The following is a 21,584-nucleotide window of genomic DNA, read 5'->3' as shown; positions in this document are numbered from 1 at the left end:
GGTGATGAAGATCGTGGAACGGAGTGGACGTGAGTACTTCGCACAGATACCCAAGCGGGCACGACAGATGTGCTCGCTCTTCCCTGAGGCGCTACCTATGGGTTAATTTGCGGAGTTTGGGTACTTTAGTGATGCAACTGCTTTCTTAGCGATAGAAAGAGGTCGAGAGCATGGCGGAAGAAGCGATAATAGAGATGAATGAGTTCGCGCGGCTGGATCTGCGTATCGGGAAGATCGTCGCGGCCGAGCAGGTAAAAGGAACCAAGAAGCTGCTTCGACTGGAGGTGGACCTGGGGAGCGAGACGAGGCAGCTCGTTGCCGGTATTGCGGACGAGTACCGGCCGGAGGCTTTGATCGGGCAGCTTGTGCCCCTGGTGGCGAATATGAAGCCGGCGACGCTGATGGGTGTTGAGAGTCGCGGCATGATCCTGGCCGCGGAGGTCGGTGGTAAGCCGATTCTCCTGCATCCTGATAAGGACGTGCCTGCGGGCAGTCGCGTGCGCTGAAGCGCTATGCCGTCCTGGGAGGTACACGAGAAGTGGGCGGCTCGGCTAAGGCTGCCTGAGGACGTTACGCGGTTCGTGAATCATCTGAGCGATTTCCCGGATTCCTGCGCGGGATTCAGGGAGTTCTGTGAACGGGAGGGTGAGCGGCTCATTCTGCCGCTGGCCTGGTCGCACGACTTCGAGACGATCATGAAAATCCCGAAGTATCTCCAATTGCGGTTCACGCAGCGTAAGGGGAGCGCTTACGTTACAGCGTGGTATTTACATTATGTGCTGGATTATGTCAGGATGGCACCTTCCCTCACGGCAGAGGAAGTATTAGCAAAAACGGAAGCTCGTTTCGGGTCCTGTGAAGAGCTCGAGCTGGTCAAGCACCTGGTGCGGGAGAACGAAGCGGAGCTGGTCCGCGACTGCCGGAGATAGCGCTCACACACACGCACGCATGCATGCATGCATGCATGCATGCACAGGCGTAAGCGGCTCTAGCGCCGATCCACGATGCGTTTTGGGCGACCCTTGACACGGTAGAGCTCCAGGTCCTGAGGCCCGACGAAGTTAAAGATAATGGCAAATGTCCCTTCTGCGTGCGCCTCTGCCAGCCGCTGTTTGTACTGGAAGAACGCTTTGAGAAAGTTATCTTCGACTGCCGCCCGGTCGCATTTCTCCGGGTCGAAGCACTCGACGCTCACCCGCATCGTGGTTTCGCCCTCATCATCGCCACCATACAGGAACGCCTCGTACTCGCCCGTCAGGTACTCCATGTTCTCACGCTGGAAGACGCCGCGTTCGACGTCCACACGGTTGAACGGCGTCTCCGCGACCCAGAAGGTCTCGGCCTCGCGCTGTGGAGTCATGATCCGCAGATGCGTTCGTCCACAGGTGCAGCGGTCTCGTGAGAGCACAACGGTCGTATCCTCAGTATCGTAGTTGAGCAGGAGCGTGCCGCATGTCTCACCCACGGGCAGGAGCGTGGTAAGCACCATGCGACCACACTCGCCTTCAGGCACGAAGTCCGCCAGATGCGGATCATACACGTCCAGATGCACCATATCTTCGGGTACATGGAGCCCCTTCAGCTCACTGCACTCGCCGCACATCGTGCCTTCCGTGCTCCCGTAGGTATTGTAAACGTCACAACCCCAGAGCTCCGCGAGATACGTGCGCGACTCATCAGCGAAACTCTCACCACCGACCACCAGCCGCTCAACGCTCGAGTCCGGTGGTCTGATATGCTCGGCCTGCATCCGTCGCGCGAGCCGTATGAGCTTGAAGACGCTCCCCACAAGGCCCGTCGGCTTGTACGATTGCAAGATACGTAACGGAAAGGCGCATTTACCTTCCGGGATAATGGTCATGCCGACCTTCTGTGCCGCGAGTGTCATCGTGTTCGCGCCCACGTTCATCCCGTAGGAAGCGCAGACGACCACGCGATCGCCGGGCCCGAACCCCTGCGACACGAATATTCGCGCGTACTTCTCGGCGTACCGCTGCCAGTCCGCCCATGAGAGGAAGAAGGCCTTCGGGGTGCCGCTCGTGCCGCTGGTCTCATGGAGCGTGAAGAACCGTTTGCGGTTAATACGAGGTCGATCCACTCCCCGTGCCGCTCGTGCCGCTGGTCTCATGGAGCGTGAAGACCTCACGCCAGTCGAGGCTTTTGAACTCGAATTCAGGCGTTTCGGGGGGCTGATGCTCCCGGATCGTCTGGCCCGAGATGATCGGCAGTTCGCGCAGATCCTCGTGCACGCGGATGCTCCCAGGGTTGATCTTATGCTCGCGGAACCAACGCCGGTAGAAGGGTGAATGCTCGTTCGCAAAGGTGACCGTGTAGCGGATACGCTCATCGATAAGCGCATCGAGATCGCCGCGATCCAGCGTCTCCACGGCCCCATTAAAATACGATACGTTGCCACTCATTGCCATAAGAACAGGGCTGGAGGCTTATATAGCCCACGGGGGCCTTGCGAGGCCAGCCGCGGTTTTAAGCACCAAAGCAGCTGCACGGGCTCATCATTTAATCGTTCATGCCGTACTAACTAACTAATGCTGAGAAACCGTGATCGCCGTACGCTACGAAAAGGGGACGCTCGCCGTCACGAGCAACTTCAAACTGCCACATACCGTCTGGGACGCGCGCTCGGGCGTTTACCGGTGCTTGCCGCTCTTCTATAAAGATATCATCGAGTACCTCAAGCTCTCCCGGCTCGACTACACGGATGACGTTCTGGACATCCCGCCGATGCCTGCGTTACGGGATACCGTGAAGCTGCGTGATTACCAGACGGACGCATTAAAGCGCTGGCTGCATACGAAGCAGGGCGTTCTCGTCCTACCAACCGGCGCGGGCAAGACGGTCATCGGGATCACGGCAATCGCCAGGCTGAACGTACCGACGCTGGTGGTCGTGCCGACCCTGGAGCTGGTGCGGCAGTGGCGTCGTGAGCTTGAAAAGGCACTTAACATTACGGTGGGCACCTACAGCGGTGAAGCACACGACTTGCAACCCGTTACCGTGGCGACCTACGATACCGCGTACCTGCGTGCCGATGAGCTCGGAAACAGGTTCCTGCTCCTGATTTTTGATGAGGTGCACCATCTGCCCTCGCCCGGGTATTCGAGCATCGCGGAGCTGTTCGTCGCACCATACCGGCTGGGCCTGACCGCGACGTACGAGCGCGAGGACGGCCTGCATACCGAGCTCGAACGGCTGATCGGCGGCAAGGTCTATGAGATCGGTGTTGAGAAACTGACCGGCACGCACCTGGCGGAATATACCACCCGGAAGATCGTGACTGACCTCACGGACGATGAACGCGCAGAGTACGAGCGATATTACCGTGTGTTCACCGAATTCCTGAAACAGAAACGTGTCGTCCTGCGCACACCGCGTGACTTCCAGCGGTTCGTCATGCGAACTGGCCGCGATCAGAAGGCGCGCGAAGCGCTACTGGCACGTAACCGTGCACGGCGTATCGCATTGAATTCGCGGTCGAAGTTGGCGGCACTGGCGAAGATACTGGATACGCATTTCGGCGAGCGCACGATCATCTTTACCGAGCACAACTCGCTCGTCTATGCGATCTCGAAGGCGTTTTTGATACCGGCGATCACGCATACCACGCCGAAAGAGGAGCGTGCAGAGATCCTTGACCGGTTCCGAACCGGTACGTATAACGTGATCGTCACCTCGAAGGTGCTCGAAGAAGGCATTGATGTGCCTGAGGCGTCGGTGGGCGTTATTCTGAGCGGCAGCGGGAGCAAGCGCGAGTACAAGCAGCGGCTCGGGCGTATCCTAAGGAAACGAGCAGGTAAGCTTGCAGTACTGTACGAGATCGTCTCGAAAGGTACCAGTGAGGTGGGGATTTCGAGGCGGCGCAAGAGTAGCGAAAATGAATCCCGCTGAACTACTTTGAGACAGTCAGGGTCAGCCGGTACTCCCCGGCAGATATCTCTTCGCCCGCTCTGGGATAAGGGTGGAGACTGAAAGTCAGTGTATAGTTGATAAATGCTTCCTGTGCCTGCTCCGTCAGCCCCGGCTGGTTCAGCACCAGTGAATAGCTTGTTCCCTGATGAGTGATCCGGACGTGGCTGCTGGCTACCCCTTCCCAGACGCAGACAACATCCCGGGGACAGCGACTATCGCCGATAACTTCCTCGAACGTTATTACCAGGTCTTCTCCCGTTATTCGGGCGCTCTGACCAATGCCGATGGTGAACACTTCTCCGGGTTCTGCAGTGACCTCTGCCTGATTCCTGACACAGCCGGTTACAGAAATAAGAAGCGTTATAACGAGTATCACCAAATACCAGCGCGGTCCACTCTTCTTTTTATTCGCTTCCCGCATTTTGCCCCTATTCATCGAGACGATAGTTTGTATCGATGTACCTGCCTCCGTCTCACTTTCAGCTGCGATCGCTATGGTGCGTTCTCATCCTCTTGCATCATGCCGAAGATGTTATTCTCAGTGTCCTTGCAGTAAGCGACACAACCGATATTTTTTACTGCCATCTTAGGCAGTACGACGCTTCCACCGGATTTGAGCGCTCTGTCAAGATACTCATCCAGGTTGGCAACGCTCACGGTACACACATAAGCGTTAACACGTTGTCCTTCGATCGGTGCAGGGCCCCGGCGAAACACGAGACCACCGTTGATACCTGGCTCGGTCTCGGGTCCGGTCGTCACCATCCAGTACCGATTCTCATCCCGCATCTTGACGCCGGGTAAGACCCATTCATGTATCTCCCAACCAAACACGTCCGTGTAAAACTTTGCAGCCCTTTCGGGGTCATCTGCCTGTATCTCAAAATGTACTATCCTATTCATAATTTTTCTACAGATCCCACCCCACCAATACGGTGATTATGTGTTCTGTGTATATAAGTAGGTTCCGGAGCGCCCGGCTTCATCCCAAAAGTCGATAGCGTGAAGAAATACCTGTACACTGGCAGCTTTGAAGGAGAGCGTTAAAGCAAAATGAAAAGCGTGGATCCCACCAAGGACGCAGAGAAGCTTCCTTCCATCGGAACTTCGTCTTTTGCACGACTGTCGTGATGCTTATCTATCTTAGCTCTTCATCTTTTGGGGATGAAGCCACGATTAACGCAACATTTAAAGATGATTAAATTAAAACAAAAGAAAAATAGGGGCATCATTTCGTTCTCTGTAGTCATCAGTAAAGCAGGTGAATGGCTTTGCGTCGTGCCCGCTCCTTGCGATAGGCACACAGGGAAGGACCGAGGATGAGGTCAAAGAAAGCATAGCAGATCTGATCGAAGAGTACCTGGAAGATCCTGAGACACCTAAACTTGCTGCCCCTCGGAATCAAGCATAAGCCAGACACCGGCAGGTCATTCACTTGGTTTTTTCAACGATTAGCTCTTTAGTTACCTCGGGATGATCAACCAGAGAAAATTTCAGAATCACGTTTGTTTCAGCCTTTGTTCCTCGTTTGTATTTGAACTTCCCGGGCTCTATATGCTCAATGGTCCCGTCAGTATCACCTGAGGGCGGTTTTCCCCAGGAGATAGCTGCCCCGCGTGCCTCTACCTCGATAGTCAGCTCCGTACCAGGGGCCCCATCCAACGTGACGGGCGACTCAGGCTTCAGGATGTGCAGGCTCGGGCTTGGCTGTTCACTGACCCCGCGTGCCTCTTGGACGGATCTTGTACCGAAGTAGAAGCCGGCTACCGCAACTACAAGAGTGCTCACTGTTGTGAGAATCTGCTGAGCAAATTTTACGCGTTCGGTATATAGTACGGTATTGTTAACAGTATCGTTACCAGGTATAGGGCTAGCAATATTCGAGTACAAGAACGTGGCTGTGATGATAAAGATAATTAGGAGGCTCAAGGCGATAATGGCCCGTACACTTCCTTCGGGCAGGCCAAGCGCGCCTTTGGGATCGGATAAGTTTAGCGCGGAAAGGACGATGACCACGAGAGCCAAGCAAGCCAGCAAAGCGCCCACGCCGTAAACAACGAATAGCGGGTAAAGAAGGACCTTATCATACTCATAATTAAATGCGAATACCCCGAACCCGAGCACGATGACAAAGAGAAATATGATTACAAGTGCACCAGCGGCCCGCAAGTTTTTTTTCGAGGTGTTCATGTCGCTTTTCATCGCACGGTATCACGCTTTAGATGAGGGATACTATTGGCTTAATGGGATATGCTAGCCCTCATATAAAGTTTTCGGTAATCATAGTGACATATGCTAAAGGGTGAGTGAGGATATTATTCAAATCGATCACGTGAGGAGCTAACCTCGCCGCCTGATATTTTTCTCTATGTCTATGCCCTGATCGTGCCCATGATTCTATTACTACTTGAATCCGTTTCACGATTTTTTACCATCGAAAACGCTCTTTATGGTTAGTACGTAAAGATGCTCCCTGGTGAACTGCTCATCACGCGCACACGAAAGGACCGGATCTATCCCGATTTCCTCGAAGTGAACCCCGAGAATTTAGAGCGGGCACAGGAGCTGATCGAGGTCTACCGCAGTTTCAGTGGCAGGAAGAAGAGCGAGCTTGCGGAGCTGCTCGATGAGCTCGAGCAGGGCCTGCATTTCAAACGGGTGCGCGGACTCAGGACGTTGCTGGAACGGCGATGCACGTTCACCTCTCGCTTCGCCATCGAGCCTGTACGTGCACGCCGAGCTGTGTTTGAGGCAGCCCGTCACGTCAACGTAACCCACCCTCGAGAACGCGCCGCCGTCATCGCCAATGTCGCAGAAAGCCTGAAAATCACCGTAGCGGAGCTGGAGCAGTCATTATGGGCTGATCTGGACTCAGAGGTGGTTTTGGAGCAGTTCGAGCCGCTCACTGCAGAAGAGCTCATAAAAAAGTACAATCGCTCACTGGCACAGACGTTACTGTTTAGGGCCACGGGCATGACGCTTACCGTAACGGGAAAAGCGCCTGAACTCTTCAGGGCGATCAAGTATTTCGGGCTGATGTACCTGCCTGAAGACGGGAACAAAATACGGATCGAGGGCGCTTCTTCGTTGCTGAAGCTGAGTGAGCGATACGGCACCGCTCTGGCGAAATTGTTACCCGCCATTATCAGGAGCGAGTCGTGGATACTGGACGCCGAGATCGTCATTCGACGGGGAAACCTGCCGCGGATCTACCATTTTATCATGGATAGCCGCGATATGCCCTTAGTGACGAGCGACGAGCAGAAGGCGGACGACCTGGAAACCAGCTTTGATAGCAGCATCGAGCAGAAATTCTACAATGAGTTCGTCTCGTTACCCATCGCGAAGAACTGGGAGTTGATCAGGGAGCCTGAGGTTATCTTCACCCGGCGCGGCGTGTTCATCCCGGATTTCAAGTTCCGGCATAGAGAATTGGATCTGGAAACGTACTTCGAGATCGTCGGATTCTGGACCGAGACGTATCTCAAGCGCAAATTAGCTAAGATAGGATCATTACCATTTACGATGCTCGTTGCGATCAACAAGAACCTGGCGTGTTTCAACGCCGAGCCGTTCGGGTTCGGTATCGATCAACCTTTGATCCTTTATACGAAGAAGGTGCCCGTGGGTGAGGTGGTTCGGTACCTGACCGCGCTCGAGCGCGAAGCTATCGCGAAACAGGTTGAATCGCTGGCGGACAAGCATATAGCGCTTGAAGGCGATATTATCCTGCTCGCTGAACTCGCACGGAAATACGGAATGAGTCAGGACGCAGTCAAGAAGTGCGTGAATGATCCCCAGTACGTTATGTTCAAAGATGTTGTGGTCAACAAGAACGTGCTCAAAGACCTCAAGGAGAATCTGCTGGGCATCGAGAAGTACGTGAAAGCGCGTGCGATCATTGAGGAAGCGGGCTTAACGAATGCGGACGAGGTGCTGGCGTATCTCGGATACAAAGTAACGTGGAAAGGGTTGGATATGGATGCGGCAAGTATTGGGGTTCGATGAGTGTTTGGGTATCGATTAATAGAGCCAGCGTGTGTATTCCCTAGTTGCAGCCTTCGTGTTCTCGTACAGCCAGACCATCCGGTCAATGAACCACAGCTTGCCGAGATAAACGAGGGCGACGCCGAGTATCGTTGGCCAGATCGCAATTGTCGCAACACCCCAGATGACAAATATAGCACCAATCCCTGAGATCGCACTCAAGATATTCGGCACACGACGGTGATACTCTGGCACCGGAGTACCCCTTTTGAGATCCAGTGCCTGGTCGATCGATGCGGGCTTGCGGAAGAGCCGGGGATTCCACCAATTCCAGAGAACGCCAGGATAAGCAGCGGTCGTTGCATCACTCTCTACTTATTCTCTTCGTTCACATTCGGGATGATACATAAAGCAAACGTATGCTTGCGAATCGTAGCATAAACGCTTTCTGGTTCGGTCTGCGCTGCGCTACTGTTGCAGATCGAGCTCCAATTTGAGATTGGTTCTGTCATAGTGTGCGTCCGCGCGGTCGTGTGCGGTTATGCGGAACCCGATGCGCTGATAGAGCCGCACGGCGCTTTCCAGTACCGTATTGGTCTCCACGAAGAGCTTCGCTATCGACTGCGATCGCGCCCACGCGATGGCATGGCTGAGGAGCTGCGTGCCGATGCCTTTTCTCTGATGTGCATCCGCAACGGCCATCTTAGAGAGCTCGAAGAGCCCCTCAGTGTGCCTGATAAGCGCGCAGGTGCCCACCACCGCACCATTGAGGAGTGCAAAGAAGACCATGCCACCCGGTTTAATGATCGTTTCCTCCGGGTCGCTCAAGACAGTTCTGTCCAAGGGCTCCACCTGGAAATATCGCTCCAGCCAGACCAGATTCAGGCGCTTGAAATCGGCCGCATAGGCCGGGTCAAACTCGAGTATTTCCAGGCCCTTCATGTCCTCCAGCAGTAAATGGTATAGTGCCCTGTGCATCAAATAAAGAACCCATATTTGGCTTATAATAAAAAACGGGGAGTAATACCTCACCCGATCGATGTTCTACAATCCCAAGATGGAGCTCATTCGAGCAACAGATCACACCTTTTGCGGTTCGACGGTACCTAAAGCGGTTTCATAAAGCGTCGTGAGCAGTTCTTTTCCACGCGGCTGCGATATCTCCCGCCCTCTTTCTCGGCAACCTTTAACCAGAGCTCGATGGCGATTTTCACCTCTTACCTCATCTTCAAGTGCAGCTCGCTGGAGAATGTGGGGAAGACCGTACTCTTCAAGCTCCTTTACTTCTCGGATTTCGATTATATACTACGAGCTGTACGAGGAGAAGTTAACCGGCGAATTGTATCGCAAGTTGGAGCACGGGCCAGCGCCGAGCCATTTTGATTACGCGGTGCGGGAACTGGAAGCAGAGGGAAAAATCGAGACCACTGTTGTGGCGTTCGGCACGTTCGACCAGCAGAAATTCCGCCCCGTTAAAAAGCCATCACTGGATCTGCTGACGGCAAATGAGCTCCAGGTCATCGAGAATGATATCGCGAAATACTGCAGTATGAATGCAACACAGATAAGCGCATTTTCCCACCGAGATATACCGTATAAAGCAACTGCCGAGGGCGATATTATCGACTACGAATTGGTATTCTACAGAGACGCCCTGTTCTCTGTCCGAGAATACGAGGAGGACTGAGTTCTTTCAGGTCACTAAAATGAGTTCGAAAAGGACCTAAAAAAACTGCGTAAAAAGTATAAAAATATAGACCGAGGACCGTCCATATTTCAGGACTCAGAGAGGAGAGGAGATCAGCGTTCCACTATATAAAGTCCGACATTTCAGGTCGCGAGATCTTAAGCGGGGAGGCAGGAGTGGCATCCGCATAATCTATGCATATAACAGTGATAGGGATGAAGTCACGCTGATAGAGATATACTACAAGGGCGATAAGGAAAATGAATAGAATGAAACGGTATTTCATTTCAAAACCTGCCATAGCATCCAAAATGGACTTTTAAGTGCAAAAACGTTAAATCTACTATCCCATGTTCACCGAACTTACCGAAGGTACCACCCGCATCATTGTCCCTGAGCAGCACCTCACCCATTCGATGTTCTACAATCCCCGGATGGAACTCTGTCGCGACATTGATGTCGCCTCTCTCGCCGTCTTTCTCGCTTCATCACCATCACCCGCCCTTAGTTATGTGGACGCACTCGCTGGCACCGGGGCACGCGGCGTCCGCGTTGCTCATGAAGTCGGTGCCCTGGACGTGACCGTCAACGACCACAGCACGCCCGCGTTCGAGCTCATCACCCGTAATATTCACGTGAACGGCGTCGAAAACAGCGCAACCGCATCGCACGATAACGCGAACGTTCTGCTGCACCGCACGCATTACGATATTGTCGATCTCGACCCTTTCGGGTCGCCGGTTCCTTTTCTCGACGCGGCTTGCCAGTCAGCAAAAAAACTGCTGTTGGTGACGGCCACGGACACGGCGCCGTTGTGCGGCGCGCACACCGGCGGCCTGCGGAACTACGGCGCGCGACCATTGAACACTGAGTATCACGCCGAGATGGGCACGCGCGTTCTGTTGGGCAAGGTCACCCGCGAGCTCGCCCGGCACGACAAGGCCGTTAAACCACTCCTCTCGTACGCCGCCGTGCATTTCATTCGGCTCATCATGCAGGTCGAAAGAGGCGCGAAAAAGGCTGATGCGTCCGTGTCACGGCTCGGGTTCATCGCGCACTGCTTCACCTGCGGCCACCGGTTCGCCTTCCCCTGCCGCGACCTGCTGAATCTGAACACCTCCAACCAATGCGCGTGCTGTGGCGCGATGCTGCAGCTTTCCGGGCCGTTGTATACCCATCCGATCAAGGATCCTGCCTTCTGCGAGCGTGTCCATACAGACCTGGCAACCCGACCGCTCGGTCAGCAGCGTGAGGCGATGAAGATCCTGCACACCAGCATCCACGAGCTTGACATACCCTTCTTCTTCGAGCACCATGCGCTCTGCAAAGCATTGAGGATCCAGCCACCACCGCTCATCGCGCTTATCGATGCGCTGGAAGAGAACGGGTTCGAGGCCAGTCGCACGATCTTCGCCGCGACCGGGATCAAGACGAACGCGCGGATCAACGAGCTACAGGCGATTTTGCAACGGCTGTAAGTAATCGCACCGGGGCACCGTGCAGACATGAGGCGGGTGGGCGGAAAGCTTATTAGCAGCCCTCAGCTATAGTAATGCACGCAAGCAAGCAAGCAAGGAGGTGGAATAAGATGATGAAGGTATCCGATACCCCTGAAAATATGAAGCAGTGCATCTGTCCGAGCTGTCCCAGTTATAACGAGTGCATGAAGACGGGCATGGAAGGGCTCTTCTGCGCGCGCGGCAAGACCGGCTGCGACCTGAAACGTGAGGGCTGCATCTGCGGCCAGTGCCCCGTCCACAGCACGTATCATCTCCTCGGTGGTTATTACTGTGCCGTCGGCACCGGCTGGGACGAAGACCTGGGCAAAGCGATCAAGACGCTCATCGGCGCCTCGTTCGTACCGTTCAAAGTCGCGGCCGATATCGCAACCGGCGTCTCCAAGAACATCGAGGACGCGATCCCGCAACCGACGAAGGTCGCCTCTTCGATCATCGATGGTCGCATCTGGACCCTGAAGACCATCACGAAAGCGATCGAGAAGGAGATCGCGGAGCTCCAGGAGTACAAGAAGAAGCTGGAAGTCGAAGAGGAGCAGAAGAAGGAATCAGTTAAGGTCGAATAAAAAGGCACTATTACAAACGAACGATACAGGCTCTGCTTACTATCTGTTGCTGCTCAGTGCTGGTAACGCGTGCGTAGCACGCCGGTATAACGACCAAATATCGATCGTGAAGGAATATATCAGCAGCAGTAGAGCAGAGACCAGCAGTATTTCGCGCACTATTGTGGGCCGTGATACAAGCGCCACTATCAGCGTACATATCTGATAGGATCCGATAACTCTGCCCCGCGTACTGGTTGTTAAAGGTGCACGAAGCCAGGGCCTGAGCAGCCCGGCACCCTCGAAAAAATACCGTAAAAGCCCGATTGCCAGTACCCATACGGCCATGTCATAATGGACGACCAGCACCACACACAAAACCATGATCAGCAGCGCATCAACGTCCATATCAAAGCGTGCGCCGAAGGCCGAAGTGATCCCGTAATGCCGGGCGAGTCGGCCATCACAGCCGTCGAGCAGTAGGTTACATCCTGCTATGCCGGCAACCATCCAGACGAGCTGGGGCCGTAATGTATCCAGAGCAAGCGTACCCACAATCAGGCAGACACCAATAGCCCGCAGTAAGGTCACCCCGTTCGCAATCCCGAACTTGAGCTGAGGCGGATGCCGTGGCCATGTCACGAGAACCGCCGATGTGAAAAGAAGATACGCCGCGACAACGGCACCGATATACCGCAAACCAAGCGCGAACCGGAACGCAAATATGGTTGCCACGCCCAGCAGCATCAATAATCCTATTAAGAGCGTATCTCCCGCGCTCTTGCCGAGCAACCCCTTCATATCCACTGTGAGCTGCATGCCTCAGCGTGCTGTATACATATCGCGATAATCGAGAACTTATAACTATTCTATTAACTGTGCCACGTGAACCGCGTGAGTGCGTCGAGGAAGACCACCATGATGGCTATGGACGCTGAACAGGACCCTTTACCGATCGCCATCCATAACCTGGGCACTGAACTGCACCCGCGGTTTCGGCATGTTCGGTGCGCTATCTGTGGTGCCGAGCAGTACGCGTGTGTGGGGCGCCCCAGTATAGAGGAGCGGTTCCGCCCGGCCCTCGTGGCACGTACCGTCTCCATCGTGAGATGTCACTGCTGTGGTTTCTTTTACACCCAGCCGATGCCGTTGTGGGATCTTGCAGCGCTTCAGAAGATCTACGGGCAGGACTATTTCCCTGAACTGAGCTCCTGGTGGCAAGCGGTAAAAACAACGCACAACCCGCAGCGGCGGCTTAATCGCCTCGAATACCACGCCCGGTGTCCCATTCACACGTTCCTTGAGGTCGGGTGCGGGCTCGGTTACGGTTTGCGCGAGGCACGCCAGCGCGGCTGGGAGGTTCATGGGCAGGAGGTCTCGTCCTTCTTTGCGGACACCGTGAAACGCTCGCTGGGGATTGAGGTGTTCCTCGGCTTCCTGGAAGAGGCGAAGTATCCAGACCACTACTTTGATGCTATTTATCTTGACAGTGTGCTCGAGCATCTCCCGGAACCGCTGGGGATGCTCCGGGAGCTCCGCCGGATACTGAGCCCGCAGGGCGTGCTCTTTCTCACTGTGACGAACCAGGCGGCACTCGTAGCGCGAGTCCGTAACACCGTCTCGAAAGTGCTCTGTCCCGAAACGTCACCCTTCTTGAGTCCATTTGCATACCCCCTATCATGTTGTAGGGTTTACCGAGTCGTCGCTGCGGAAAGCATGCGACCGTGTCGGGTTCGAGGTGAGAGAGCTTGTAATCCGCGCGGGCACCCAGGAGTGGCGGAAGTTACCACTATCGGTGCGTACCGGCAGAGCGCTGATCGCGACTATGCTTTCACAACCATTCTATCTGCTCGGTGAGCGCCTGGGGCAGGGTATCGCCATCGAAGCAGTACTCGGGCACGCTGAGCAATCCGTGTTAACGAACAAGGAAGCAGCATGAAAATAGCGACGATCGTCCTCGGGGACATTGACGCCTTGACCGGTGGCTATCTGTACATGCGCAAAGCGGTTGAGTATCTCCGGGCTCACGGTGTAGAGACCGAGGTGGTCCGTATTCCCGCGCTCCCCGTCCCCTATCTGCTACACCTGTGCTCCACTATTGCGCTCTGCTTCCGATTCCCGTGGCGACGGTATGCTGTCGTGCTGGAGGACGAGATGGCGCATCCCGCGCTCTGCCTCTTCAATCACTGGCTCACAGTCACAACGCAGACAAAGATAGTCGTCATCGTGCATATGCTCTGGTGGAAGGCTGCCAGGAACAGCCTGAAAGCACGTTACGTCAGATTCATCGAGACACACGTACTCAAAACCGCCGATCGCGTTATTGCTAACAGCCATCATACTAAAGCAGAACTCGAAACCATGGGGATCCCTGGTGCCTCAATCACGGTAATCCATCCCGGCTGTGATCTCCCCCTCTCCGGTACCAGGGCGCCAGACCCGCGTGAGGCGCGCGATCGCACCACCCTGCAACTCCTGACCGTCGCGAACATCACGCCGCTGAAAGGCCTGGATACACTCATCGAAGCGCTTGCGCGCCTGAACGACCCGGCTCTTACCCTGGATATCATCGGCGACGAGCACCGCGAGCCACGCTATTCGCAGAGACTTAAGGCGCGCGTGACTCGTTATGGACTCGAGAACCGTGTACGCTTCCACGGGCAGCAGCCGCCCGATAAGCTCGCTAGCTATTACGCGGACGCGGACATCTTCGTGCTGCCCTCTCTCTGCGAAGCGTTTGGAATCGTGGTTGCCGAGGCGATGGCATTTGGACTGCCGATCGTTGCCACACGCTGTGGCGGCATACCCGAACTCGTCACCGACGGTGAGAACGGCTTCCTTGTCCCGCCAAACGATAGTGCATCGCTCGCCGATGCCATCCAGAAACTCGCGGCCGATCCCACACTCCGCGATCACTGTGGCCGCAGAAGTTACGAAAAAACGCGGAACCTGAACACCTGGGACGAATGCGGTAAGCAGATCTTCACCGTGCTAGCAGCGATACGTGGAGAACGCCGTGGGTGATTCCCAGACCGTGATCTTTACATCAGTAATTCGATCCGCTCCGCGATCTGCTCTGAGCTTTTCGGTGAAGCGCTCATGCAGGTACCGGCTGAGATGCTCCACCGTTGGGTTCATACCCTGCAATCCCGGAACCTCGTTCAGCGTCTGATCGTCGAGCGCTGACAGGATCGCACGCAGCCACTCCGGGAGTTTGGCAATGTCATAGAGCGTTCCATCAGCACCCAAATCCTCGCCCGCTACCATTACCCGTATGCGATAGTGGTGTTTGTGCAGGTGCGTTTCCGGCCCGAAATCGCCAACTAAGTAATGCCGTGCCTCAAACTCCGCCTCTAGCCCGATCTCATACATAGCTCAGCACCACCTGCAGCGCCTCCTCTGGATGCGCATCGATTACCGCATACGCTGACGCGGCCTCCTCGAACGCTACCATTCGCGTCGCATTCCGCAATACCTGCTGGTTCAATTCACCCAAGAGCCCGAGCACGAGTGCCATCCGCCGCTGCTTGTTCCAGCGTGGGCTCAGGGCCGGGTCAACGAAGGAGACCTGAGAGCTCTTTAGGGATAGCCGTTTACGGTGAAACTCCTCGCCCAGATTGAGCGTAACACGCTTTGTCCCATACCAGGAGACGACGAGGATCTGCGCCTGAAAAGCCGCTAAAGGTAGTGCGGCATCCAGCGCCCGCGGTGAGCCGCTCGCCTCGACGATCAGGTCGGCACCCACGCCGTTCGTCTGCTCCTGAACTGTCCGCGCTAAATCCGCCGTGGCTGGCTCGAGTGCATAGTCCGCCCCGAACTCCAGAGATAACCGCCGCCTTGACGCCAGTGCGTCCACCGTGACAATGGTGCCCGCTCCCGCCCGACGCATCAGTTGCGTGATGAAGAGACCAACGACGCCCTGACCGAAGACCACAACGGTCTCGCCCAATTTGATAGCGGAATCAAGGACAGCGTTCACCGCAGTCTCCAGGCTCGGGATGAAGACCCCGTACAGTGGTTCCACGCCGCCAGGCAGTGGTATCGCCTCCGACTCGCGGATCACGTATGCGGTCTCATGCGGCACGAACGCAAAAACGCGATCACCGTTGTGAAACTGCGTGACTCCGGTGCCGGTTTCCTTGATCGTCCCCACGTTCGAATACCCGTATTTCACGGGGAAGGGAAACGCTCCCTCAAAGTGCGTCAACGCTGCGTCGAGCTGAAGACCCTCAGCCACCTCGCCGCGATAGATCAAGCGCTCTGTGCCGTGGCTGATGCCTGAATAAAGCGTCTCGACCAGCAGTTCATCCTCACCCGTGATCGCAACTTCATCCTCTCTGAAGCCGATCTTCTTCCGATCAAGGAACCAGAGACTTGTGCGTCGTGGCATAGCGTAGCATGCCTTCTACTGTTGAAAAGTACCACGGTACCGAAAAGAGTTTTGATGCCGGGAGCGGGATTCGGACCCGCGACTTCCAGATTATGAGTCTGGCGCCCTAACCAACTAGGCCACCCCGGCTTCTAACCTGAAGACGCGTCGCGCAACTCGCGGCGCAGATCGCCCAGTGTGGCTACGCGCTCGGCCACGGCGTTGTGCTGATGGATGCTCTCCTCATTGATCTGCTTGATGGTCACCGTGGAATCATCGGGCAGGTACTCAAAGGACTCCACCAGTTGCTTCGCCATCTCACGTACGCAATCCTCGACGAACATCGGCCGCCGGTGCGCGGTCTCCACGATCATCGCCTCGTCCGGCCGCTTCAAGATCTCGTAGGTCTTCGCGCTCATCGAGCGCTCGATGATCCCGATGATCTTATCAAGCGGAATTCTGACGTTGTCCTCGACCTCGAGCGTGATGATGCCCCGCCCGCGCTGGTTATGCGTCGCCAGCGGAATGCTGCTCAGGAAGGATCCTATATCCTCCCACGACATGCCCCGTTTCGCCAATTCCGCCGCCGCTTTATCGCGCATCAGCTCCTGCGCGCACGGACAGGCGGTGATACCCGTGATCTCCGCGCCGATCGTCTTCTTAATGCGCATCCCTTCCTCGTTGCCGCCCGTCGTATCTCGATATGCTCGCGCCTCCGCAAGTATTATTGCCGGCTCCTGACAGGTAATTCTCATTACTGGCGTCTTTCGCATCAGCACGTACTCGCTCTTCATCCCTACCTCGGCCGTGGATGCGTACTCATGCCGCTGGAGCAACCGCCTGGCCACACCACTGCAGAGATCCTCAACGTCGTAGATCGTGCTGCTGATCGCCTCGTCCAGCACCTCGTACATCGCCTCCAAATTCCGTGACATGTTCGCACCTTTGATATCACTGGGGAGATCCACGAAGAGATGAAAATCAGAGACGAGCACAATTGGGCGTTTCCCGCCACCGCGTGCAACCTCCACGAGTTTCTTCACGTTCGTCACACCCACGCGCGTCAGGTTGATCTTGATGTCGGGACTGTACGCTTGCACATCTGGCAGTTCTATCGTCATGATTTTCCGTGCTACACCTTAAGTGTTAACCTTCTTATTTAAATAGCATCCAATTCTGTTCACGCAGTACGCGGTTTTTTGAACCGCAGCATGCGTCAATCGCCTGTATCACCGCGCTGAGAAGAGCTATGGCAAAGATACTCGTGGCTGGAAGTGGTAATAAGTACCAGGGTGACGACGGCTTTGGACCCCATGCCGTTGAAGCACTGCAAAGGGAAGCGCTGCCCGGTACTGTGGAGGTGCGTGATGTGGGCATGTGCGGCGTGACGCTGGCTACCGATCTCGGCGACTATGATCTGGTGATTTTTATTGACGCCGTGCAAAAGGGCGGCAAGCCTGGTACGATTTATAAAACGGAAATAAAGGCGGAGGAAGTCGAAGCGTTACGCTCTGACGAAGAGAAGCATGCCTTCATCTACGACATCCGTGAGGCATCGTTGGAAGACCTGCTCGTCTACGCCAGGGCGATTGGTACGCTTCCTCCTACCATTATGGTCTTCGGCTGCGAGATCCAGGAGATCACGATGTCCGAAAAAATGACCCCTCCGGTTGCTGCCGCAGTGCCAAAGGTGGTCGATCTTGTCCGGAAGGTCTTAGAGCGGCATTGCGTAGGGCACTAGGTCGTGCTTCACGATCTTCTTGCCGATGTGTACCTGAACCGCACAGCCCAGGCACGGGTCGAAGCTGCGAATGGTTCGCACGATGTCAATGCCCTTCCAGCCCGCCGGGTCACCGGCTTCGGTGATTGGCGACTGTATCAGTGCCTCTTCATACGCTCCCGAGTTCCCTGCAGGATCTCTGCTCGAGGAATTCCAGGTCGTTGGTGCATGGTACTGGTAGTTGCTGATGACACCGTTATTCATCACGCACCAGTGGGAACACGCACCACGCATACCCTCGCTGAAGCCAACGCCGATGCCCTTCTGGGGTTTCTCATAGGGGGTCCAGACTTTCGTTTTACCCGCCTTCATGAGCTCAAGCCCCTTCATGGCCAGCTGGAGCATGCAGTATGCGGCATACGCATGGAAGTACGCACGCGCTCTCACGCGCTCGACCGCATTCGGCTTCTCAGGGATCTTCCACTCGAAGGCCATGCTGTCCGCGTACTTGAACCCGGGAATCAGTGCAGCAGGCAGCTCGAACTTGAGGCTGGTGCCCGTGGACTCAGGGACCAGTTGCGCCTTCGCGGTTACCCATAGCCGTGCCAGTGGCCCAAGCTCAAGCGAGTAATCCTTGCCATCGCCCTTCCAGTTCTTCCATCGCGGTGCGGTAACCCAGGAGTACTTCGAAGCCCATTCACCGTATTTACCGGGTTGCGGGAGCGTGCGCTTGTTCCACGGATGCTCGTACTCGAGCGTATTCCCTGCCGGGTCGGCCTCGATTTCCTTCGCCCACTGCTCCTCGTACCAGCCACTGCCGATGTATTCGCGTACGCCCGCGTTAAACTCCACGAGATCGGTCGTGACAAGCTCGCCGTTGAGAATAACGCCAGGCGAGATCAGTCGCTTGCGGCCCCAATCGGTCATCTCCTCATAGACCGCAGAATACGCGGTGGGATCGTTGTAAGAGCCGACGGAAAGGAGGTTCAGATCTCGCGCACCAACGTCTTCGTAGCCCTGCTCGAGCACGAAGTTGAGCAGGTCGTCGCTTGCGGTCACCAGCTCCTTGGTAAAGGCCACATGGTGCATCAGGAGCGTGAGGTACGACTCCAGATCGGTCATCGAGAGATTCCACTTGGCGATACCGCCCGGTACAAAGGAATGCACGTGCGGGTGCTTCGCCCCGAAGATCGCGGCCATATTGTGCCCGTCTTTCTGGACCAGCAGTGACCTGAGATACAGCTCACCAGCCAGTGGGTTCAGCGCGGTCATGATGTCCGCAACGGTGGCGAAACCGTGCACAGCGCTGTGCTCCGCCTTCGTCTTCTGCGCCTCGTCCCACCAGGTGGGATTGAACTTCTTCATCGCCATCTCGCTGTAGTCCGGGCCCTCGAGGTTGACCACGCCAACCTCAGCATCGTACAGGTGCTCTGCGCCGTGAACGAGATCGCGTAACGCCGTGCCCATGGGTGGCGGTGTTACGCCATAGGTCTGGTCGCAGGCGGTAACTGACGAGAGCGCGTGCGGCACCGGACATACACCACAGCAGCGCTGGGTGATCATGACCGCTTCCGAGGGCTCGCGCCCCACGAGGATCACTTCAAACCCCCGGAACATCGGGCTGTAGGCGTATGCGTCCTTGATCTTCCGTGCACCGGTATCGATCTTCGCATGCACACCGAGGTGCCCTTCAATTCGCGTTATCGGCTCGATCGTCAGTTCGCGCTCGCCACCCTTGAGCTGTTCTATTGACATTGTTAGATCTTCCTCTCCTTATCTTTCTCCGCTTCCATCATTTTCTCGAGCTCTTCCATGAATTCCGGGAGCATCGGCATCAGTTGCTCGATCACGGGTTTCAGGCGCTGATAGCCCATCTCGCTGTGTGCCAGCATGCCCTTGATGTTCTCAATGATGAACGGCATTGCGGGCGCTTTGGCGAAGAATGGCGAGGTTGGAGCGTCCGGGAAGTCCGGATGGGTACAGCCGAAGCAGGGCACGCCAATCGTTGTGCACCCACCGTAGCCATCTGCCCAGGTGTTCGCATTGCAGTGGGTAATGATGCCCTTGCAGCCTAGCGCACCGAGGCAACCGGTATCCCCAAAGTTGTGTGCATCCACGCCACCCGCGTAGAAGCCGCAGATAGAGCAGAGCTCGTGCATCAGGTGGCCGTAAATTTCTACCGGTCGATGCCACTCGTCAAGCTCTGGAAGCGGCGCCAGGCCTCTGGCCGCAAGTACCGCGTGCCCTAACACTTGCACGATATTATCCGGTCGCGGTGGACAGCCGGGGACACAAATGACCGGTAGTCCGAGGGCTCCTGTCCAATCCTTTCCGAGATAGTCCAGCAAGCCCTGAGCTCCTGTTGGGTTCGGCGCGCCATGCGGAATCCCACCGAAGGACGCGCAGGTACCGACAGCAACGGCTGCCGCACACCGGTCTGCGAGACGCTTGACCACGTCGCTCAGCATGAGCAGCTTGCCCTCGTGCTCCCCGATCACGCAGAAGACACCGGGATCTGCCTTTGCTTCATCAGGAATAGCGCCTTCGAGGATCAAGACAAACGGGTCGTACTTACCGTCCATGGCATCAACGAGAATCTTCGTTGCATCGTCGCCCCAGTCGAACATCAGCGTCGGATGGAAGACCAGTTTCAGATTGTCCACCCCGGGAATAGCACCGGTTAAAGCGTCGATAAGCGTCGGGTTGCTCGCTTGTTTGGCTGAGATCGTGCATCCCGCACAGTCCTGTCCTTCAAGCCAGATCAGGTTCAGTTCTTCACTCATCTTTCTTACCCAAATTTTCTCTTTTTCGACGAATATGATTATTTGTTGACCATGACCCTATTTAAACCACCCTTGTTTGCGCGGAATCGACGTTCAGGACCATTTATAATAAAAATTTAGCGTTAATGATGATTTTTTAGGATATATAGGGTTATATCAAATAATTACATATCTGAAAAGTATGGTAAACACATCTTTTCAAAACCGAAAGTCTTTTATGTCACGGTATACCAACTATTGTAGTATGTGCTCGGGACATGGATAACTTTGAAGCGATACTGGGGCATACAGCACATATCGTTGTTTTGGCATATCTGATTAGAAATCGTGACCGGGTATGCTATCTCTCAGGTATTGCAGAGGATACGGGGCTGTCACATTCGAGTGTCGCACGGGTCATTACGCCTTTACTACAGAAGGGCCTCATCAAAGAGAACCATATAGGGAAAAAAATGAGGACTTTAAACTTGAACGAGAACTGTGAACTGGTCAAATTATTGATATCGTTCTTTGATGATTTTGATGAATGTTTGGCAGATAATTCCGCACCTTGTGAGGCACAAAGGTGAGTTCTTACGGTACACAAGCTCCTTTGAACTGATGCATAGCTCTAAATAATAGAGATCACTGCGATCGGGCGAAGCGGAGTATTGCTCGTTCACATACGCCTACTTGTTGCTGACCACGGTAGGCAGTTCACGCCTTCTGCCACCTCGCTGCTACAATCAATCATTCGCTGGCGGGCGTTCAGATGGTGCTCTCCAAAAGATCAATAGATGATGTCCCAAGCGGAGTTCCAATCCAACAGCATCCCTGAATCGGCCAGAACAAAATCAGTTCTGTTATTCGATAGTTGTCTGTGCAGATAGATCGCTGATAATTCACCGTCGCTTCTGAAGGGCGAGACCCCGGAAGTGGTGGAGAAAACAGTAGTTCCGAACAGCCCCACTTCCGGCTTCATCCCAAAAAGAAGGATGAAGAGATGTCCCAACTCGGTGTCCCATCCTAATGATGGACTTGCAAGCTTTTCCCTGAGAAACATGCAGTGG

At 55.2% G+C, this 21,584-nt stretch carries 23 protein-coding genes, 1 tRNA gene and 2 pseudogenes; 12 read left to right on the top strand and 14 right to left on the bottom strand.

The genetic code is table 11. The features are described from left to right. Positions 1-170: 170 nt before the first annotated feature. Entirely contained in the window at positions 171-506 is a 336-nt protein-coding gene (metG, locus tag ENN68_09680) for a methionine--tRNA ligase subunit beta (GenBank protein ID HDS46327.1), read from the top strand. Between the two features lie 6 nt (positions 507-512). Then, positions 513-929, top strand: coding sequence for a hypothetical protein (locus ENN68_09675; protein ID HDS46326.1), 417 nt, complete (start codon positions 513-515; stop codon positions 927-929). Between the two features lie 59 nt (positions 930-988). On the opposite strand, the pseudogene ftsA reads toward ENN68_09675, so the two are convergent. After that, positions 989-2,426: pseudogene (gene ftsA, locus ENN68_09670) on the bottom strand (coenzyme F390 synthetase). 133 nt (positions 2,427-2,559) lie between these two features. Here ftsA and ENN68_09665 point away from each other — a divergent pair. Beyond that, entirely contained in the window at positions 2,560-3,906 is a 1,347-nt protein-coding gene (locus ENN68_09665; protein HDS46325.1) for a DEAD/DEAH box helicase, read from the top strand. A gap of 1 nt (position 3,907) precedes the next feature. Here ENN68_09665 and ENN68_09660 read toward each other — a convergent pair whose 3' ends face one another. From ENN68_09660 to ENN68_09650, 3 genes are all read right to left on the bottom strand, one after another. After that, positions 3,908-4,363 (bottom strand): hypothetical protein, encoded by a 456-nt coding sequence (locus tag ENN68_09660; protein ID HDS46324.1) that lies wholly within the window; start codon positions 4,361-4,363, stop codon positions 3,908-3,910. Between the two features lie 56 nt (positions 4,364-4,419). Next, on the bottom strand, positions 4,420-4,830 hold the full coding sequence (locus ENN68_09655; protein HDS46323.1) for a VOC family protein: 411 nt from the start codon (positions 4,828-4,830) through the stop codon (positions 4,420-4,422). A 528-nt stretch (positions 4,831-5,358) separates the two neighbouring features. Further along, positions 5,359-6,129: a hypothetical protein gene (locus tag ENN68_09650; GenBank protein HDS46322.1), complete on the bottom strand. Its 771-nt coding sequence runs from the start codon at positions 6,127-6,129 to the stop codon at positions 5,359-5,361. A 264-nt stretch (positions 6,130-6,393) separates the two neighbouring features. On the opposite strand from ENN68_09650, the gene ENN68_09645 reads away from it, so the two are divergent. After that, positions 6,394-7,935 carry a DUF790 family protein gene (locus ENN68_09645; GenBank protein HDS46321.1) on the top strand — a complete coding sequence of 514 codons (1,542 nt, stop codon included), beginning with the start codon at positions 6,394-6,396 and terminating at the stop codon, positions 7,933-7,935. Positions 7,936-7,950: 15 nt separating this feature from the next. On the opposite strand, the gene ENN68_09640 is transcribed toward ENN68_09645, so the two are convergent. Both ENN68_09640 and ENN68_09635 read right to left on the bottom strand, forming a co-directional pair. Continuing rightward, positions 7,951-8,169, bottom strand: coding sequence for a hypothetical protein (locus ENN68_09640; GenBank protein HDS46320.1), 219 nt, complete (start codon positions 8,167-8,169; stop codon positions 7,951-7,953). Positions 8,170-8,382: 213 nt separating this feature from the next. Continuing rightward, positions 8,383-8,892, bottom strand: coding sequence for an N-acetyltransferase (locus tag ENN68_09635; GenBank protein HDS46319.1), 510 nt, complete (start codon positions 8,890-8,892; stop codon positions 8,383-8,385). Between the two features lie 271 nt (positions 8,893-9,163). On the opposite strand from ENN68_09635, the gene ENN68_09630 reads away from it, so the two are divergent. The 4 genes and pseudogenes from ENN68_09630 (at position 9,164) to ENN68_09615 (ending at position 11,684) form a co-directional block, all read left to right on the top strand. Continuing rightward, complete coding sequence (locus tag ENN68_09630; GenBank protein HDS46318.1) at positions 9,164-9,601, top strand: DUF4065 domain-containing protein; 438 nt, start codon at positions 9,164-9,166, stop codon at positions 9,599-9,601. A gap of 24 nt (positions 9,602-9,625) precedes the next feature. Next, positions 9,626-9,869, top strand: a pseudogene (locus tag ENN68_09625) (hypothetical protein). Positions 9,870-9,951: 82 nt separating this feature from the next. Continuing rightward, complete coding sequence (locus ENN68_09620; protein HDS46317.1) at positions 9,952-11,079, top strand: tRNA (guanine(10)-N(2))-dimethyltransferase; 1,128 nt, start codon at positions 9,952-9,954, stop codon at positions 11,077-11,079. A 74-nt stretch (positions 11,080-11,153) separates the two neighbouring features. Beyond that, a complete protein-coding gene (locus ENN68_09615; protein HDS46316.1) occupies positions 11,154-11,684 on the top strand; it encodes a DUF2769 domain-containing protein in 531 nt (176 codons plus the stop codon). A gap of 39 nt (positions 11,685-11,723) precedes the next feature. Here ENN68_09615 and ENN68_09610 read toward each other — a convergent pair whose 3' ends face one another. After that, entirely contained in the window at positions 11,724-12,482 is a 759-nt protein-coding gene (locus tag ENN68_09610; GenBank protein ID HDS46315.1) for a CDP-alcohol phosphatidyltransferase family protein, read from the bottom strand. Positions 12,483-12,557: 75 nt separating this feature from the next. Between ENN68_09610 and ENN68_09605 the strand changes: the two genes are divergently transcribed. After that, positions 12,558-13,520: a class I SAM-dependent methyltransferase gene (locus tag ENN68_09605; GenBank protein HDS46314.1), complete on the top strand. Its 963-nt coding sequence runs from the start codon at positions 12,558-12,560 to the stop codon at positions 13,518-13,520. Between the two features lie 78 nt (positions 13,521-13,598). Then, a complete protein-coding gene (locus tag ENN68_09600; GenBank protein HDS46313.1) occupies positions 13,599-14,687 on the top strand; it encodes a glycosyltransferase family 1 protein in 1,089 nt (362 codons plus the stop codon). Here ENN68_09600 and ENN68_09595 read toward each other — a convergent pair. The 4 genes from ENN68_09595 to ENN68_09580 all read right to left on the bottom strand — a co-directional run bounded on the left by ENN68_09595 (position 14,655) and on the right by ENN68_09580 (position 17,153). Continuing rightward, a complete protein-coding gene (locus ENN68_09595) occupies positions 14,655-15,035 on the bottom strand; it encodes a 6-carboxytetrahydropterin synthase (GenBank protein ID HDS46312.1) in 381 nt (126 codons plus the stop codon). The genes ENN68_09600 and ENN68_09595 overlap by 33 nt on opposite strands. Then, the gene (locus tag ENN68_09590) at positions 15,028-16,053 is read right to left on the bottom strand and encodes a zinc-binding alcohol dehydrogenase (GenBank protein ID HDS46311.1); all 1,026 of its coding nucleotides are present in this window, start codon (positions 16,051-16,053) and stop codon (positions 15,028-15,030) included. The genes ENN68_09595 and ENN68_09590 overlap by 8 nt, the downstream gene beginning before the upstream one ends. A gap of 55 nt (positions 16,054-16,108) precedes the next feature. Then, positions 16,109-16,182 (bottom strand) — tRNA-Met (locus tag ENN68_09585). A gap of 2 nt (positions 16,183-16,184) precedes the next feature. Further along, on the bottom strand, positions 16,185-17,153 hold the full coding sequence (locus ENN68_09580) for a GTP cyclohydrolase I FolE2 (GenBank protein ID HDS46310.1): 969 nt from the start codon (positions 17,151-17,153) through the stop codon (positions 16,185-16,187). A gap of 128 nt (positions 17,154-17,281) precedes the next feature. Between ENN68_09580 and ENN68_09575 the strand changes: the two genes are divergently transcribed. After that, entirely contained in the window at positions 17,282-17,773 is a 492-nt protein-coding gene (locus ENN68_09575; GenBank protein HDS46309.1) for a hydrogenase maturation protease, read from the top strand. On the opposite strand, the gene ENN68_09570 is transcribed toward ENN68_09575, so the two are convergent. Both ENN68_09570 and ENN68_09565 read right to left on the bottom strand, forming a co-directional pair. After that, the gene (locus tag ENN68_09570) at positions 17,747-19,507 is read right to left on the bottom strand and encodes a hydrogenase (GenBank protein HDS46308.1); all 1,761 of its coding nucleotides are present in this window, start codon (positions 19,505-19,507) and stop codon (positions 17,747-17,749) included. The two genes, ENN68_09575 and ENN68_09570, sit on opposite strands and share 27 nt — an antisense overlap. Before the next feature lie 2 nt (positions 19,508-19,509). Then, positions 19,510-20,535, bottom strand: coding sequence for a hydrogenase expression protein HypE (locus ENN68_09565; GenBank protein ID HDS46307.1), 1,026 nt, complete (start codon positions 20,533-20,535; stop codon positions 19,510-19,512). Positions 20,536-20,792: 257 nt separating this feature from the next. On the opposite strand from ENN68_09565, the gene ENN68_09560 reads away from it, so the two are divergent. Further along, positions 20,793-21,104, top strand: a complete 312-nt coding sequence (locus ENN68_09560) for a MarR family transcriptional regulator (GenBank protein ID HDS46306.1) — start codon at positions 20,793-20,795, stop codon at positions 21,102-21,104. A gap of 200 nt (positions 21,105-21,304) precedes the next feature. On the opposite strand, the gene ENN68_09555 is transcribed toward ENN68_09560, so the two are convergent. Further along, the gene (locus tag ENN68_09555) at positions 21,305-21,496 is read right to left on the bottom strand and encodes a hypothetical protein (GenBank protein HDS46305.1); all 192 of its coding nucleotides are present in this window, start codon (positions 21,494-21,496) and stop codon (positions 21,305-21,307) included. Positions 21,497-21,584 lie beyond the last annotated feature (88 nt).

It is taken from the genome of Methanomicrobia archaeon (assembly GCA_011049045.1).
Classification (GTDB): Archaea; Halobacteriota; Syntropharchaeia; order Alkanophagales; family Methanospirareceae; genus JACGMN01.
The sequence above is the reverse complement of the archived record's forward strand: the minus strand, read 5'-3'. Positions and strand labels throughout refer to the sequence as shown.